A 16,077-nucleotide genomic window follows, 5' to 3' on the forward strand; every position below is an offset into this window, starting at 1 on the left:
GGGTGTCAGTCGATGCCGAGAATCGACGGAACCGATCGCTGGAGCTCTTCGACCAGTTCAGCGTCCATGTACTTGTAGTCGTCGGGAATGTCGAGCACGTGGATCGGCTTGCCCTCCAGCATCCGCGTGAACTCGACCACGAGCCGCGACTTGTGTTTCTCTTCCATCACGAGGATCACGTCGGCCCAGTCGATGTCGTCGACGGACACGCGGTGCCGCGCATTGGGGCTGGTGCCCGCAGAGCGCGCCGCAATCAGCGGATGCCGTCGCCAGAGCTGTTCCGCGGTGGGGCTGCGCCATTGGTTGCGGCTGCAGATGAAAAGGACGTTGCGCATGAATGAATGAGTGAATCAGGCCGCGGCGTTGTGGGGCAACGGGAAGACATGGAAGTCTTGCCAGCGGCCGGATGAGTTTTCGATGAGCGCGACCTCGATGCAATTTGCATGCACCGCGCCCGATGCGAGCAGCCGGGCCTGCAACTCGATGGCCGCTTCTTCCGCGTGCAGCGCGTTGCCGTGCGCCACCGACAGATGCGCAACGATGTCGTCATGCAAGCCGTCGTACGGCGGGAAGTCGGGAAACTCTTTCACCAGCGCACGCGTCATCTCGATGAACGGCGCAGCGGGCTCCGGTGCGAGGTAGGCCGTCTCGGGAAAGCGCCCGACCTTGCCGAGCACGAACGAGAACGGCGCCGTGCGTTGCAGCACGCGCCGCGCGCGGGCGAGCACCTCGTCGGTGATCAACGCGGGGTCCATGAAAGGAACGAGCAGCGTGATGTGGGCGGGCACGCCGAGCGCCACGGTGGGGTCGAAGCGGCGGCGAAGGTCTGCGGCGATGGGTTCAGCCGCGGGGACCTTCACGGCGAATGCGGAGATGGGCATCGGGCGGAGGATAGCCCAGGCGTCGATATCCAAGAAGGAAGCTATTTCTTCGCCCCGCTTGGTTGAGGAAGCTCTGAGCCTTGCAAGTGAAGGCCCCCCGTCATATACGAGATCTGAGCGACTCGACCGAGCGGATACTCGTGAAATCTCTCGGTGGCTTGAGAGTAGACGATCAGTGTCTGGCTCGTCCTCATCATGAGTGACGTATCAATTTCTGTATTTGGCAGTTCGCCCTTGGTCTCTATTTCGATCCTCACTGGCAGGCCGCCTCCAAAGCCTGTGTATCGAAGGAATGCAGCATATTTCGCGGGTGAAAAAAGAAGAGCCACTACCACGGAGTAGTAGATGGCGACAGCGCTGAGCGATATCCACCAAACAAGCCTTGGTCGCCAAGAAACGAGTATCGAAATCAACGTGCCCACGATAGCCCCAGCCACTCCAGGTATGAGCTTGCTTCGTGGGAGGAGTTGACATGTGCCGAATTCGTGGAGTTCACAGGCAACCGTAAGGACTGCTGCGACTATTCCCGTAAGTGCTACGAGCAAGACTGCCAATAGTGCAATGAGTATCGCCATGACCTTGAGGCCATTCGTCTTGTGGCGAGGCGGAAAAGGGTCTGCGTCCGAGGTTGATGGTTTGGCTCGTCGTGCTCGTTGCTGAAATACGGCTATGAACCCCGCAGCGATGAGGGCTCCCGTCACTAGCAAGACAAAGCTGCCACCCGTGACGGTTGCTTGAAGATATGGGATGCCCTCTACAGGAGGTCGAAATCCATATGAAAGCGCGAAGCTGTGAGTGGCGTACTCAACAAAAAAACCAAGTACCCCTGCGCCGGCGAAGGCGCCGAGTGCCGCACTAATCAGGAATTTCAAAGGCAGAGACCAGCCGCCGACGAGATTCAGAAGGTTCTTGAACGATTGCTGTATTGCCATGGGGCTAGCTGTGAAAAGCTCGGTAGAAGACACTCGCATCTTGAATGAAAGATCACTTAGATCTCAATCAGTCGACTCCAGTCGACTCCATACTTGAATAGATACTTCCGCAACCGATCGGCATCGTTCACCACGCTGCGCTGCGTCCGTGAGGCCTGAAACAACTGCCGTCCTGCCTCTGACAGGGTGCGTGACTGCCGGCACACACGCACCACCGCTTCGAGCTGCAGGCGGTCGAACAGGTCGAGCGCGGCGAATTTCTCTTCGCCGAGCAGCGCTTCCAGATCGACCGCGTCGCCCGCCGCCGCCGATGCGCCCGCGCCCTCGTGCTTCCACAGCCAGCGCAGCCGCGCGATCTCCGCCTCGACCAGCGCGACGGCGATGCGCCCGCCATCGGCCAGCGTCGCAAGCCGCGTCACGCTCGCCGACAGGTCGCGGAAGTTGCCGCGCCAGATCGCCTCGCTGCTTTGCGCAAAGCGCAGGTAGGCCGTGCGCGCCTCGGCGTTGAAGCGCACCACGCGGTGGTTCTCGGCCGCGTGCAGGGCCAGCAGGTGGTCGAGGTTGGGCTCGATGTCCTCGGGCCGCTGCGCGAGGCCGGGCAGGTCGTAGGTCCAGAGGTTGATGCGCGCGAACAGGTCTTCGCGAAAGCGCCCCTGCGCCACGTCGCGGCGCAGGTCGCGGTGGGTGCCGGCGATGAGCTGGAAGTCGCTCTCCACCTCCTTGTCGGCGCCCACGGGGAAGAAGCGCTTTTCCTCGATGGCCTTGAGCAGCATGGCCTGTTCGTCCAGGCCGAGCTCACCGATCTCGTCGAGGAACAGCGCGCCCTGGTGCGCGGTGCGCAGCAGCCCCGCGCGGTCGCTCGCCGCGCCGGTGAACGAACCCTTCTTGTGCCCGAACAGCGTGGAGGCCGCGCCGTCGCCGCGCAGCGTGGCGCAGTTCACCTCGACGAACGGCCCCGTCACCTGGTGGCGCGCCTGCTTCAGCTCGAACATGCGGCGCGCCAGGAACGACTTGCCCGCGCCCGTCGGCCCCACCAGCAGGATCGGCGCGCGCGAGCGCACGGCCACGCGCTCGATCTCGTCGATGAGCGCGTTGAAGCGCGCGTTGCGCGTGGCGATGCCGCTCTTCAAGAAGGCGACCGCGTCGCGCTGGTCGGCGTCGAAGCGGCGCGCGATCGGGTCGTAGCGCGACAGGTCGAGGTCGATGAGCGCGACCTTGCCGGCGTCGCCCTGGCGCTGCTTGCGCGGCGGCGAGGTCTGGGCCAGCACGCCGGGCACCACGCGCGATTCCGACAGCAGGAACATGCAGATCTGCGCCACGTGCGTGCCCGTGGTGATGTGCGTCCAGTACTGCTCGCGCTCGGGCTGGAAGGGGTAGGCGCGCGCCCAGTCGTACAGGCGCGTGTAGACCTCGCCGAAGTCCCACGGGTCTTCGAGGTCGAAGGGCACGAGGTGGACGAGGGTCTCGGGCGACACGGCGGCGATGTCGGCCCTCACCAGCTCGGCCAGCGCCGTGTGCTTGCGCGTGTGCAGCAGCTCGATGCGCGCGACCACCATGTCGTCGTGCTGCGCGAGCGAGACCGTGGGGCGCCACTTGTGCCAGCGCCCTGCGCCCTGGCCGGCATCGAGCTGGGTGCCGAGGAAACCGATGACGACGATGGGCTTCATGGATAAAAGACTAGCTGAAATTCTAGAAATTGTCCGAATGCTAGCAAGGGATGGGCGCCGTGTCACACCGGGCGAAGAAGAAATTTCCCTTTTCGATCAATGACTTGCATCGCCGTCATCGTGTTCCGGGGCTCCGTGCGCGCAAGTTGGCACGCTCGCTGCAATAGAGAAAGGGTCCGGATGCAGTTCATCCGCTCCCAGGTGCCGCATGAAAGCGGCCCGGTGCCGCAGGCCAGACCTGTTCTTGGGTCCGCGGTATGCCGCTGTTGAACTGTGCTGGTCACTGGACTTGTTCCAGTCTGCTCATGGTGGAGCACCGTGCTAACCACGCGGCGTGGCGGGTTCGATTCCCGCAAACAACCTTCGGCGGTGTTCGCACCGCCGCTTTGATGGGGGCGAAAGCCCCACCGCCCCGGCACACCGGAGCGAGGCGCAGGGCAGGGCCCGGCCGAGCGACACCGTGCCAGTGCAGGCGGCTTGCGCATCGCGCGTTCTGCAAGGAACCGCATGCAGCCATCGACGCAGAAGGAGGCGATGGCGCAGCCACCGCACTGACCCGTCGACCGCTGCGTTGCTGACCTCGCAAGCCACGGTGCCCGCCGCCTGCCCTTCGTGGGCCCCGATACGAAACACAGACGAACGACGAACGACAACCGCAACGAAGAAGAAGAGAGAGGAAGAAAAAATGCTGGGATTCACCCAATTCACCGTCAAGAAGAACGAACGCGTGCTGCTGCTGCGCAACGGCGATTTCGAGGGCCTGTACGCCGCCGGCAAGTACCGTGTGTTCACGGGTTTCGACACCGTGCAGCTCGAGCGCTTCTCGCTGGCCGAGCCGGCCTTCGAGCACGAGCTGGCCGACTACTTCCTGGCGCGCGAGCCGCAGCTGGTGCAGCGCGAGTTCGTGCAGGTGTCGCTGGGCGAGACCGAGGTCGGCCTGCGCCATGAAGACGGCGTGCTGGTGCAGGTGCTGCCGCCCGCCACCCGCAAGCTCTACTGGCGCGGCCTGCGCGAGCAGCGCGTCGACGTGATCGACGTGGCCGCCGATGCACGCCTGCCGGCCGAGCTGCTGGCCAAGCTGCAGAGCGTGGCGCTGCGTCCGCGTGCGGTGCAGGGGCTCGAAGGCGTGCTGCTGGTGCAGGTGCCCGAGTTCCATGCCGGCGTGCTGACCCTCGAGGGCCAGATGCAGGCGCTGCTGCCGCCGGGCAACCACGGCTTCTGGCGCTTCAACCGGCAGGTGGCCGTGACCAGCGTGGACCTGCGCTCGCAGATCGCCGAAGTGAGCGGCCAGGAAATCCTGACCCGCGACAAGGTGGGGCTGCGGCTGAACCTGTCGGCGGTGTGGCGTTTCGCCGATGTGCGCCAGGTCCTGGCGCAGATGCCGAAGCCGGCCGAGCATGTGTACCGCGAGCTGCAGTTCGGCCTGCGCGCGGCGGTGGGCGAGCAGACGCTCGACGCCCTGCTGGAGAACAAGTCGGCCATCGACCAGACGGTGCTGGCGCAGGTGCGCGAGCGGCTCGAAGGTTCAGGCCTGGTGCTGGAGAGCGTGGGCGTGAAGGACATCATCCTGCCGGGCGAGATGAAGACCATCCTCGCGCAGGTGGTGGAGGCCGAGAAGTCGGCCCAGGCCAACGTGATCCGTCGCCGCGAGGAAACCGCGGCCACGCGCTCGCTGCTGAACACCGCGAAGGTGATGGAGGGCAACCCCGTCGCCTTGCGGATGAAGGAACTCGAGACGCTGGAACGCGTGGCTGAGCGCATCGACAAGATCTCGGTGGTCGGCGGCCTGGACCAGGTGCTCAACGGACTCGTGACGCTGCGGCCGAACGGTTCCTGAGCGACAGAGGAAAGAGAGAGACACGGGCACGCAGGCACAGAAGGGAGCGCCACTGCCAAAAATGTTTGAAATTGCCGGCAGCCTGGGTAAGACCAGGTACGGCGGGCAAGTCGGTTGACGAGCAAGGTTGAGGATGCAGGTGCTGGCTCCGATGACGGGTCTGTCACTGGCGCGCGTTTCCAATCGTCGACTGGGCCGCTGGATTCAAACACCACGGTCGCCGTATTGATGCGGGTTCGAATCCCGCCGTGTCCACCAGTCATGTGAACGAAGTTGCTGAAAAGAAAGAAGATCATGTCGGATGAAGTTCGGACCCAGGAGCGGATCGGCTACGTGCTGAGCGGTACTGGCTGGGCCACGTTGAGCTTTCGCGCAGACGCTGGGCCTCTGGCTTTCGCGGTGTCGTACTTGCACGACTCGCTGGGAGACCTGGCTCGCATGGGGCTCGAGATGGCAAAGGGCGCGAACAGTGCCACGGCTGTCTTCATGGATGAGCCTGGCGAAGTTCTCTTCGTGGTGACGGGCGATGAGGACGATTTGAGCTTCGAGTTGCGCCGCTATCGCGATTGGGCGAGCTGGGGACTCGTTGCCACGGACGACTACGAGGTTGTGGACCGCGGGACCATTCGGCGGGTGGACCTGGTCCGAAACATCCATGTGGTTCTGGAGCGCATGTATGTGGATCTGGGGCTCGAGAAGTACCGCGAACGCTGGGTACAGCATGACATTCCGCTCCGGGCGTATGAGGGACTCATTGCCGAATTCAGGAAGCGGCCGCGGATCGAAATTGAACAGACAAACAAATAGACAGAGAGAGAAGAAAAATGACGAACTACAAACTGCATGAAGTCGCCAACGGCGTCCCCGTGAAGATGTGGACCAATGGCGTGCCTGTGGAAGACGAAGCGCAGAAGCAGCTCGAGAACGCCGCGCGCCTGCCCATCGTGTTCAAGCACATCGCGGCCATGCCCGACGTGCACTACGGAATCGGTGCGACCGTGGGCTCGGTGATCCCGACCTTCAAGGCCATCATCCCCGCCGCCGTCGGCGTGGACATCGGCTGCGGAATGATGGCCTGCAAGACCACGCTCAACGCACGCGACCTGCCCGACAACCTGGGCCCGCTGCGTTCGGCGATCGAGAAGGCCGTGCCGCATGGAAGCAACCCCAAGCGCATGGGCCGCGACAAGGGTTCATGGGAAACGCCGCCCGACGAAACCGACGCCGCCTGGGCGAAGCTGGTGGATGAGTTCGACCTGATCTGCGAGGACCACCCGCGCATCAAGAACACGAACAACCACAAGCACCTGGGAACGCTGGGTACCGGCAACCACTTCATCGAGGTGTGCCTGGACGAAGCGGGCGCCGTGTGGTTCATGCTGCACTCGGGTTCGCGTGGCGTGGGCAATGCCATCGGTACGCACTTCATCGAACTCGCGAAGAAGGACGCGCAGCTGCACCAGCGCAACCTGCCCGACCAGGACCTGGCGTACTTCGAGGAAGGCGCCCAGTACTTCGGCGACTACGTGCGCGCGGTGGGCTGGGCCCAGAAGTTCGCACGGGCGAACCGCGAAGTGATGATGCAGCGCGTGGTCGCGGCCGCGCGCAAGGTCATCACCAAGCCCTTCGAGGCGCACGTGGAAGCGGTGAACTGCCACCACAACTACGTGAGCCGCGAGACGCACTTCGGGCAGGACGTGCTCGTGACCCGCAAAGGCGCGGTGAGCGCGAAGCTCGGCGAGCTGGGGATCATCCCCGGCAGCATGGGCGCCAAGAGCTACATCGTGCGCGGCAAGGGCAACCCCGAGAGCTTCATGAGCTGCAGCCACGGCGCCGGTCGAAAGATGAGCCGGACGAAAGCGAAGAAGCTCTTCACCGTCGCCGACCAGATCGCCGCGACCGAAGGCGTCGAATGCCGCAAGGACGCCGACGTGATCGACGAGATCCCGATGGCCTACAAGGACATCGACGCGGTGATGGAGGCGCAGAAGGACCTGGTGGAGGTGGTTTACACGCTCAAGCAGGTGGTGTGTGTGAAGGGCTGACCGTGGGCATCGAGTACCGCGTCAAGGTCGCATTGCCGTCGCGCGAAGTCGCGCAAGGCATCTGCAGGAAGGCAGGCATCGGCGGCCATCTGAACGTCGAGGGCGAGCGCGCGGATTTCTATCCGGCGCCGCCTTCGACGCCTTCGGAATGGGCACAGGCCGTGGTCAGCATCGAGGCGGATGGCTTTGTGGTCTGCCTGCTTGCGAACACCGACTTTGCGCGACAGGTGTTGGGCAGCATCGTTCAACTCGCTGCGGGCGAAGGTATCGTGACAGTGGAAGAGCTATAGGAGGGGATCGGAAGACCGACCTGCCTTCGTAGCGACGTATTGCGGAGGTTCAAAGAAAAATGAAGAGCAACAAACAACGCCGCGCCGAAATCAAGGCGCACCGCCTCGAACGCGCCGCGCGCGCCGTGGCATTGCAGCAGCGCCAGGCCGATGCACGGCTGCTGCGCGCCGAAGGCATGGTCGCTGCCGACACGGCCTTGCTGGCCGCGCACAACAACACCTACGGCCCGTTGCCCACCTTCTACGTCGACAAGGCGTTCACCTGCCGCGATTGCGGCGCGCAAGAGGTGTGGACGGCCAAGCAGCAGAAGTGGTGGTACGAGGTGGCGCTCGGCAGCATCCACAGCACGGCGGTGCGCTGTCGCGCATGCCGGCTCGGAACGCCTCGAACAAGAACAACGACAAACGACTGAACAAGAGAGAAAGACTTTCCCGATGACGGAAGCACAAGAAGAACAACGAGCACTCGATGCCGTCGAACTCGACGGCTCCCAAGGCGAAGGCGGCGGCCAGATCCTGCGCACCGGCCTCGCGCTGTCGATGGTCACGGGCCGGCCGCTGACCATCGCGAAGATTCGCGCGGGCCGGGCCAAGCCGGGCCTGATGCGCCAGCACCTGGCGTGCGTGCACGCGGCGGCGCAGATCAGCGGCGCGCAGGTCGAGGGTGCCGAGCTGGGCTCTCAGTCGCTGCGCTTCGTGCCGGGGCCGGTGCGCACGGGCGACTACCGTTTTGCGATCGCCGGTGCGGGCAGCTGCATGCTGGTGCTGCAGACGGTGCTGCCGCCGCTGCTGCTGCAACCTGCGGGGCAGGTGAGCCGGCTGCGGCTGAGCGGTGGCACGCACAACCCGATGGCGCCGCCGTTCCACTTCCTGGAGCGCGCGTTCGCGCCGCTGGTACGTCGCCTCGGCGGCGACCTGCAGCTGGTGCTGCGCCGCTGCGGCTTCTATCCGGCCGGCGGCGGCGAGGTGGACGCGACGATCGTGCCGGCAGCGGAAGGCGCGCGGCTGCAGGCCTTCGACCTGCTGTCGCGCGGCCATCTGCTGGCGGGCCATGCCGAGTGCCTGGCGCCCGGCCTGCCGCGCCATGTGGCGGCGCGCGAACTCGAAACGGTGGGGGCGGCGATGGGCTGGTCGGTGGAAGCCGAGCAGCTGCGCACGGTGCCGACGCGCCAGAACGAGGGGCCGGGCAATGCGCTGCTGGTGACGTTGACCTACGCCCACCTCACCGAGGTGTTCACGGCCTTCGGCGAGAAGACGCTGAGCGCGGAGCAGGTGGCGCACGGCCTCGTGAAGGAGGTGCGCGCATTCCAGAAGCACGAGGACGCGGCCGTGGGGCTGCATCTGGCCGATCAGCTGGCGCTGCTGCTGGCGCTCGCGGTGTTCCGGCAACCGGGACAGTCGGGCGCGTTCACCTGCAGCGAAGTGACGCCGCACACGCGCACGAACTGCGAGGTGATCGAGCGCTTCCTGCCGGTGCGCTTCACGATCACCGAAGCTGCAGGCCCGCGCGCGGCGCGGGTGCAGGTGGTGGCGTCGTGATTACAGGCCGGCTTGGCGCGTGAAGCTCACGGCCGGCTTCTTGTAGGCGGCGGGCACTTCGTCGCGGTAGAAGGCGCGGCGGTCCAGGCTTTGCAGCGGGTTGTGGGCAGCGGCCACGGCCTGGTCGCGCACGGCCTGGCGGTCGAGCGTGGAGGTCACGGCGACGGTGCCTTCGGCGGCGGCGTCGGAGTATTCGTTGCCGTTGCGCGCGGCGGCGATGGCTTCGGTGCGCACGTCGGCACGGCTGGCGGCCGAGGTGATGGCGTGCACGCCTTCATACGTTTCGGCGTGGGCCGCGCCCACGGTGCCCAGCAGGGCGAAGGCGGCGGCGGAAATGGCGAGGAGTTGCTTGCTGTTCATGATGAGATTTCCCTTGAGTCTGTGGGCGGCGGACAGTCGTCGTTGCCACAGGCTGCAGTGTGAAACCGCATCACGGAAGGCGCTGTGCGTTTGCGCACCGAATCCGGCAGGTGATGCTCAGGCCGCTTTCCCGGCGCGTGAATACATCACGGCCAGCGGTTCGGAGCGCCCGCGCACGTTCAGCGTGTCGACCGGGCCGAGCGCGTCTTCTGCGCCGGCCTGCTGCGCCGCGAACTGCGAGACCACGAGCCGCGCCGAGGCAGTCTTCGAATGGTCCTGCAGGCGGCTCGCGGTGTTGACCACTTCGCCGATGGCGGTGAAGGTGGTGGTCTCGAGGTAGCCGACCTCGCCGACGGCCGCGCGCCCGGCGTGCAGGCCCATGCCGAAGTCAAGCTGCTGGCCGAACTGGGCCTGGAAGTCGACGTTCCATGCGTCCATGCGTTCGCCGATGAGTTGGGTGGCGCGCAGGGCCTGCCGGCAGGCGGTGGGCAGGTCGCTCTCGAGGCCGAAGATGGCCATCACGCTGTCGCCGATGAACTGGTTGGGCACGCCGCCGCTCTCGCGCACGGCGGCGCCCACGATGGCGAAGTAGCGGTCGAGCACGTAGGCCAGGTCGAAGGGCCACTGCCGCTCCGACAGGCCCGACCAACGCCGCAGGTCGACGAACAAAATCGCCACGTCGCGCTCGTGCCCGAAGCGGCCGACCGGCGCGGGCCGGCCTTCGCGCGGCAGCGGCGCGAACAGCGGCGTCACCTCGATGCTGCCGCGCGGGCGCAGCTGGCAGGCCAGCCGCACGTCGTGCGGGGCGCGCACGCGTTCGAGCGTGCGCTGCTCGTCGCGGCCGGGCGTTCCGATGTGTTCGGGCGCACCGCCCACGCGCACGCGGCAGGTGGAGCAGCGCGCGCGTCCGCCGCAGATCGACACGTGCGCGATGCCGTGCGAGCGGCTGGCTTCGAGCACGCTCCAGCCGGGCGGCACGTGCACGGTGCGGTCGGGGTAGCGCAGCGCGACGGTGGCGCCGCGTGCGCGCCGGGCCAAGTGGCTGCGCGCCGCGTAGGCCGCGAGCAGGGCCAGCAAGGCCAGCGCGTAGTAGAGCTTGAGGTTCGTCTCGGCGGTGTTGAGCGCGCGGCCCTGTTCGGGCGTCGGCAGCACGACGGGCGGCACGCCGGTCCACTGGAACTCGCGCCCCATCGAGACGAAGCCCATCGCGGCGGTCACCGGCAGCAGCACGGCCACGGCGAGCAGCGGCGCGAACAGGCGCCGGTAGAGCGGGCGCACGCGCAGCGCGAAATGCAGGCCGAGGCAGCCGTGGGCCCAGGCGGCGAGCATCATGCCCAGTTGCGCGCCCGCGCCGGCCAGGTCCCACAGGCCCCAGACCACGCGCACGTACGAGCCCTCGATGCCATAGGCCAGGTACGCGCCGCGCATGGCGGTGAGGTGGGTGGCCAGCAGCAGCGGCAGCGCAAAGCCCAGCAGCACGCGCAGGGCTTCGAGCGGCGGCATGCGCAGGGTGCGGCGTTCCCACAGGGCGGCCACGGCGAGCGCGAGGTGGGTGAGGGCTGCGCCGTACAGCAGCAGCGTGCCGGGCAGGCTGTGCCAGAACTTCTGCACGCCGCGCAGCACGGTTTCGGCCGCGGCGAAGGAGACGATGCCCAGCGAATGGTTCAGCAGGTGCGCCGTGATGTAGGCCATCAGCACCAGCCCGCTCGCCCAGCGGAGGTTGCGCCGTGTTGGCGTTCTCAGCAAAAAAGGGGAAGGAGGGGAACGTCTGTCCATGAACGGGTTCGAAGCGGCACCCGAGCATAATGCGCGCGCCTCGATGACCACCGGCATGGCCCTACCCGAACCCACCCCCCGCTCCAGCCTCGCGCTGCGCCGCATCGCGCTGCTCGAAGGCCTGTCCGACGACCGTTTCGACCACCTGGCGCGCCAGTGCCTGTGGCACAGCGTGGCGGCCGGCAAGCCGCTGATGCTGCGCGCCGACCTGCAGGGCGAGGTGTTCCTGCTGGTGTCGGGCCGCGTGCGCGTGACGACCTACGCGGCCAACGGCCGGCAGGTGACGTTCCGCGATTCGGAGGCCGGTGCGCATTTTGGCGACATCGCCGCTTTGGACGGCGGGCCGCGTTCGGCCGACGTGGTCACGCTCGAGCCCTGCGTGGTCGCCAGCCTGGACCGCGCGGCCTTCCTGGCGCTGCTGCGTGAGGAGCCGCTGGTGGCCGAGCGCGTGATGCAGCGGCTGGCCGCGCTGGTGCGGCAGCTGTCGGAACGGGTGATCGACCTGAGTACGCTGGGCGTGCAGAACCGCCTGCATGCCGAGCTGCTGCGCCTGGCGCGCGAGGCGGGCATCGACGGCAACGAGGCCCGGCTGGAGCCCGCGCCCAAGCACGCGGCGCTGGCCAGCCAGATCAGCACCAACCGCGAGCAGGTGACCCGCGAACTCAGCACGCTGGTGCGCGGCGGCGTGCTGCGCAAGGACGGCAAGGCGCTGGTGGTGGCCGATGCCGAGCGCCTGGCGCTGATGGTGTCGCAGGTGCGCGGGGACTAGATCAGTTCCAGCGTCCGTTGGGGCCCGCCACGCTGTAGCGGCCGGCGCCCATCAGCGCGACGCTCAGTGCGCCGAACAGGTACAGGCCCTGCAGTTCCAGCGCCCAGCCGCCCTGCTTGGTCAGCGCGAACAGGTCGGCCATGTGCACGAGGCCGAAGGCGAAGAGCATGTTGATTACCACCACGGCGGCGGCGGCGCGCGTCCACAGGCCCGCGATCATCAAGAGCGGCGCGACGATCTCGCCCACGAACACGAGGTAGGCCAGACCGCCGGGCAGGCCGGCCTTGGCCAGCATGCCGCCGATGAAGCCGACGCCGGCCGAGAGCTTGAAGATGCCGTGCAGCAGCATCAGCACGCCGACCGACACGCGCAGCACCAGCTTGCCGGCGTCGTCGCGGGCAGCGGGCGTGGCAAGGAACGACGAGGAGGAAGACGCCGAAGCGGCGGAGGCGATCGGGGCAGCCTGGGTGTTCATGGCGAATCCTTGAGTGGAAGAAAAAAGGAAGAAGGCCGCCGCGGACTGCGGCGGTTGCCATGCCAGTGTGAGAGCCCCGCCGCCGCCGGTCGGTGCGTTTACGCACACTTTTCGGCGGTTGGGGCGCTGCCGCCGGGCCTCAGTCGCCCTTGTAGCCCGAGGCCTTGATCACCGGCAGCCAGCGTGCGGCCAGCGCGTCGGTGTAGCGCACCACCTCTTCGCTCGACGCGCCGGGCAGCAGGTCGTAGCCCACGCGGCCCAGCTTTTCGCGCACGTCGGGCAGGGCCAGCACCTTGCGCACGGCCCGGTTCCACTGCGCCAGCGTGGCAGGCGCGGTGTTGGCGTGGGCGTACAGCACGTAGCGCGACGAGGCCACCAGCGTCGGGTAGCCCGACTCGGCGAAGGTCGGCACGTCGGGCAGGCCGTCGGCGCGCTTGTCGCCGGCCACGGCCAGCACGCGCAGCTTGCCCGCGCGGTGGTACTCGGTGAGGGTGGTGGTGGCGTCCATGCCCGAGGCGACCTGGCCGCCGACCAGCTCGGTGACCATGGCCGCGCCGCCGCGGTAGGGCACCAGGGTGGCGCCGCTGCGCGACAGGGCCACGAAGTCCATGGCCAGGAAGTGCAGCAGCGAGCCCACGGTGGTGATGCCGATCGAGCCCTGGTCGGGGTGAGCCTTGGCGGCCTGGACGAACTGGGCCAGCGTCTTCACCGGCGAGGCGGCGCTCACGGCCAGGCCGAACTGGATGCCGCTCACGTCGGTCACGGGCTTGAAGTCGGTGGCCGGGTTGAAGCGCATGTTGGCGTAGATGGCGGGGCCGATGAACATCGGGTCGACCGGCGCCAGCAGCATGGTGGTGCCATCGGCGGGGCTGTTTTTCAGCACCTCGGCCGCCAGCCGCGTGCCGGCGCCGGGGCGGTTGTCGACCATGACCGGGCGACCGAGCTCGTCCTTGAGCTTTTCGGACAGCAGCCGGCCCATGAAGTCGGCCGGGCCGCCGGCCGGGAAGGGCACGATCAGGCGGTTGACCGCCGGCTGCGCGTTCGCGCCGTACGGCAGCAGGCCGCCCAGGCCCGTGGCCGCCGCTGCGCGGATGAGGTCGCGCCGCGAGAGCGCAGCGCCGGTGGGGAAAGTGAAGGGGGTCATCGAAAGTCTCCGGGTGGTTGGAATCGTTGGAACAGGGAAAGAAAGCTCAGGCCTATGCGACCAGCGGCGTGAAGCGGGCCGCGTCCTCGATCGCCTGGCCGGCCTCCAGCAGCAGGTCTTCGCGGAAGCGCCAGGCCAGCAGCTGCACGCCCATGGGCGCGCCGCCGGCCATGCCGGTGGGCACCGCGAGGCCGGGCATGCCCAGCGCGGCGGTCGCGAGCAACGGGCTCTGGGCGTCGATGAGGGCGCGGGCGCGCTCCAGGCTGGCGACGTCTTCGTCCTGCGGGCAGGGGCGCTGCCACGACACGGGCATCAGCACCAGCGGATGGGTTTGCATGAACACCGACCAACTGCGCAGCAGCGCCTGGCGCCGCGCGAGCGCGTCGAGAAAACCGTCGCGGTCGGTCTCGGCCATGCCTTCGAGCAGGTAGCGCTGGCTGCGCCGCATGAGGTCGTCGCCGTGCTGCTCGACGCCCGCGATGATGTTGCGGCGGGTGTCGTCCACGATCAGCGTGCGCCACAGGGCCGCAGCTTCGCCGAAGAAAGGCAGTTCCGCTTCGTCGACCGCGTAGCCCGCCTGCTGCAGCCAGTGCGCGGCATCGTCCAGCGCCTGCGTGACGGCCGGGTCGACCGGGATGCCCGGCGTGCGCTTGAACAGCGCCACGCGGATCGGGCCGGCGGGGCGCGGCAGCTCGTGCGGCACCGGCACCCAGTTGGGGTCGCGCGCGTCGGGGCGCGCCATGGCCTCGTAGCCCAGTCGCAGGTCGGCGATGTTGCGCGCCAGCGGCCCCTGCACCGACATGAGCTGCGGCGTGATGCCGCGCTCGCTCGTCGCGCTCGGGTTGAAGGCCGGCACGCGGCCGGCCGTGGGGCGCAGGCCGGCCACGCCGCAGGCGTACGCGGGGTAGCGGATCGAGCCGCCGATGTCGTTGCCGTGCGCCAGCGCGCCCATGCCGGCGGCCACCGCGGAGGCCGCACCGCCGCTGGAGCCGCCGGGGGTGATGGCCGCGTCCCACGGGTTCAGCGTGCGGCCGTGCACGCCGTTGTCGGTGAACCAGCGCGACGAGTAGGTCGCGGTGTTGCTGCGCCCCACGATGACGGCGCCCGCGCTGCGCCAGTGCGCCACCACCGGCGCGTCTTCGCGGGCGATGTGGTCCTTCAGCGGGATCACGCCGTTGGTGGTGGCGTGGCCGGCCTGGTCGACGTTGACCTTGATGCTCACGGGCACGCCGTGCAGCGGGCCCAGCGGCTCGCCGCGCAGGGTGCGCGCGTCGGCGGCGTCGGCGCTGGCCAGGGCTTCGTCGGCCAGCACTTCGGCCAGGGCGTTGAGGCGCGGGTTGAGTTCGGCGATGCGCGCGAGCACGCTGGTCGTCACTTCGCGGCAGGACAGCTCGCGGCGGCGCACGGCGTCGGCGAGGTCGATGGCGCTGCGCTGCCAGAGGGCGGGGGATGCAGTCATGGGTGGTCTCAGGGAAAGTTCAGGCAAAGGAAACCCCGCACCCCGGCGCGACCGGGGTGAAGGCAAGAGAGAGCAGGGAGAGAAGAGGGCGGCGGGTCAGCCCACGCCGCGCAGGCGTCAGCTGGTCGGTTTCTTCATGAGCAGGCTGCCGCGGTCGACGCGGGATTCGGCCTCCAGGGCCAGGGCTTCGGCGTGTTCCATGTGCACGCGCATGACCTCGCGCGCACGCGCGGGGTCGCGGGCGCGCAGCGCGTCGAGCAGCTCGGTGTGGCTGTCGACGATCTCCTCGTCGAACTGGTCGAACTCGGTGAGCGCGTTGCGCACGATGATCACGCGGCGGATCACGTCGTTGAGCAGGCGGCACACCAGCGCCAGGAAGGGGCTGCTGCAGGCCTCGGCCAGGCGGTCATGGAACAGCAGGTCGGCCTCGCGGCGCTCGTTCCAGTCGGCGCTGCCGCCGTGCGCCGGATGGCTGTGGCCGATCAGCGCCTCCAGCGCGGCCAGGTCGACCTCGGTGAGGCGCGTGGCCACGTTGGCGGCCAGCTCGGGCTCGACCACGCGCCGCAGCGCGTACAGCATCGTGATGTCGACCGGCTGGAAGTACAGGAAATTCGACACCGCCTGCAGGCACTGTTCGTACGAGGCCTGCGTGAGCGTGGCGCCGCCGTTGGGGCCGGTGCTGATCGCGACCAGCCCCTGCACCTGCAGCGCGGCCAGCGCCTCGCGCACCGTGCCGCGCGACACGCCGAGCTGCTCGATCAGCTCTTTCTCCTGCGGCAGCTTGTTGCCGACCTGCTGCTGGGTCTGCACGACCCAGCGCTTGATGTTGTCGACCACCTGGTCGGAGCGCTTCACGCGCTTGTCGCGGGTGAGCGAAGGCTTGGGTTGGGAAGGGGGCATCTG

17 protein-coding genes are annotated in these 16,077 nt (G+C 67.8%); 7 read left to right on the plus strand and 10 right to left on the minus strand.

Annotated elements, in window-relative coordinates; all coding sequences use genetic code 11:
* Window positions 1–5: 5 nt before the first annotated feature.
* Genes AC07YS_RS20580 through rtcR form a run of 4 tightly spaced genes read right to left on the minus strand, consistent with a single transcriptional unit; the run spans window position 6 to window position 3,480 of the window.
* Complete coding sequence (locus AC07YS_RS20580; protein WP_495269978.1) at window positions 6–335, minus strand: low molecular weight protein tyrosine phosphatase family protein; 330 nt, start codon at window positions 333–335, stop codon at window positions 6–8.
* A 15-nt stretch (window positions 336–350) separates the two neighbouring features.
* Window positions 351–881 carry a 2'-5' RNA ligase family protein gene (locus tag AC07YS_RS20585; RefSeq protein ID WP_495269979.1) on the minus strand — a complete coding sequence of 177 codons (531 nt, stop codon included), beginning with the start codon at window positions 879–881 and terminating at the stop codon, window positions 351–353.
* A 41-nt stretch (window positions 882–922) separates the two neighbouring features.
* Entirely contained in the window at window positions 923–1,813 is an 891-nt protein-coding gene (locus AC07YS_RS20590; RefSeq protein ID WP_495269980.1) for a hypothetical protein, read from the minus strand.
* 56 nt (window positions 1,814–1,869) lie between these two features.
* A complete protein-coding gene (gene rtcR, locus AC07YS_RS20595) occupies window positions 1,870–3,480 on the minus strand; it encodes an RNA repair transcriptional activator RtcR (protein WP_495269981.1) in 1,611 nt (536 codons plus the stop codon).
* 685 nt (window positions 3,481–4,165) lie between these two features.
* Here rtcR and AC07YS_RS20600 point away from each other — a divergent pair.
* The 6 genes from AC07YS_RS20600 to rtcA all read left to right on the plus strand — a co-directional run bounded on the left by AC07YS_RS20600 (window position 4,166) and on the right by rtcA (window position 9,191).
* Window positions 4,166–5,317: a slipin family protein gene (locus tag AC07YS_RS20600; protein WP_495269982.1), complete on the plus strand. Its 1,152-nt coding sequence runs from the start codon at window positions 4,166–4,168 to the stop codon at window positions 5,315–5,317.
* Between the two features lie 294 nt (window positions 5,318–5,611).
* Window positions 5,612–6,124: a hypothetical protein gene (locus tag AC07YS_RS20605; protein ID WP_495269983.1), complete on the plus strand. Its 513-nt coding sequence runs from the start codon at window positions 5,612–5,614 to the stop codon at window positions 6,122–6,124.
* A 17-nt stretch (window positions 6,125–6,141) separates the two neighbouring features.
* On the plus strand, window positions 6,142–7,362 hold the full coding sequence (locus tag AC07YS_RS20610) for an RtcB family protein (RefSeq protein ID WP_495269984.1): 1,221 nt from the start codon (window positions 6,142–6,144) through the stop codon (window positions 7,360–7,362).
* A gap of 2 nt (window positions 7,363–7,364) precedes the next feature.
* Window positions 7,365–7,652 (plus strand): hypothetical protein, encoded by a 288-nt coding sequence (locus AC07YS_RS20615; RefSeq protein WP_139140277.1) that lies wholly within the window; start codon window positions 7,365–7,367, stop codon window positions 7,650–7,652.
* A gap of 59 nt (window positions 7,653–7,711) precedes the next feature.
* Window positions 7,712–8,065, plus strand: coding sequence for a zinc-ribbon domain-containing protein (locus AC07YS_RS20620; RefSeq protein ID WP_062479873.1), 354 nt, complete (start codon window positions 7,712–7,714; stop codon window positions 8,063–8,065).
* A gap of 22 nt (window positions 8,066–8,087) precedes the next feature.
* Complete coding sequence (gene rtcA, locus AC07YS_RS20625; protein WP_495269985.1) at window positions 8,088–9,191, plus strand: RNA 3'-terminal phosphate cyclase; 1,104 nt, start codon at window positions 8,088–8,090, stop codon at window positions 9,189–9,191.
* Here the strand turns inward: rtcA and AC07YS_RS20630 are convergent, their stop codons facing one another.
* Together AC07YS_RS20630 and AC07YS_RS20635 are read right to left on the minus strand one after the other, a co-directional pair.
* Window positions 9,192–9,551 carry an alpha/beta hydrolase gene (locus tag AC07YS_RS20630; protein ID WP_495269986.1) on the minus strand — a complete coding sequence of 120 codons (360 nt, stop codon included), beginning with the start codon at window positions 9,549–9,551 and terminating at the stop codon, window positions 9,192–9,194. It lies immediately after the preceding gene.
* A gap of 117 nt (window positions 9,552–9,668) precedes the next feature.
* Window positions 9,669–11,327 (minus strand): adenylate/guanylate cyclase domain-containing protein, encoded by a 1,659-nt coding sequence (locus tag AC07YS_RS20635; protein ID WP_495269987.1) that lies wholly within the window; start codon window positions 11,325–11,327, stop codon window positions 9,669–9,671.
* A 43-nt stretch (window positions 11,328–11,370) separates the two neighbouring features.
* Between AC07YS_RS20635 and AC07YS_RS20640 the strand changes: the two genes are divergently transcribed.
* Entirely contained in the window at window positions 11,371–12,096 is a 726-nt protein-coding gene (locus AC07YS_RS20640; protein WP_495273741.1) for a Crp/Fnr family transcriptional regulator, read from the plus strand.
* 1 nt (window position 12,097) lies between these two features.
* On the opposite strand, the gene AC07YS_RS20645 is transcribed toward AC07YS_RS20640, so the two are convergent.
* The 4 genes from AC07YS_RS20645 to AC07YS_RS20660 all read right to left on the minus strand — a co-directional run bounded on the left by AC07YS_RS20645 (window position 12,098) and on the right by AC07YS_RS20660 (window position 16,074).
* Window positions 12,098–12,571: a DoxX family protein gene (locus tag AC07YS_RS20645; protein ID WP_070061943.1), complete on the minus strand. Its 474-nt coding sequence runs from the start codon at window positions 12,569–12,571 to the stop codon at window positions 12,098–12,100.
* Window positions 12,572–12,710: 139 nt separating this feature from the next.
* Window positions 12,711–13,715, minus strand: a complete 1,005-nt coding sequence (locus AC07YS_RS20650; protein ID WP_495269415.1) for a tripartite tricarboxylate transporter substrate-binding protein — start codon at window positions 13,713–13,715, stop codon at window positions 12,711–12,713.
* A 52-nt stretch (window positions 13,716–13,767) separates the two neighbouring features.
* Window positions 13,768–15,174, minus strand: coding sequence for an amidase family protein (locus tag AC07YS_RS20655; protein ID WP_495269416.1), 1,407 nt, complete (start codon window positions 15,172–15,174; stop codon window positions 13,768–13,770).
* 117 nt (window positions 15,175–15,291) lie between these two features.
* A complete protein-coding gene (locus AC07YS_RS20660) occupies window positions 15,292–16,074 on the minus strand; it encodes a FadR/GntR family transcriptional regulator (protein ID WP_495269417.1) in 783 nt (260 codons plus the stop codon).
* Between the last annotated feature and the right edge of the window lie 3 nt (window positions 16,075–16,077).

The sequence above is a fragment of the Variovorax sp. GW458-11-26-14-LB1 genome, from assembly GCF_059423965.1.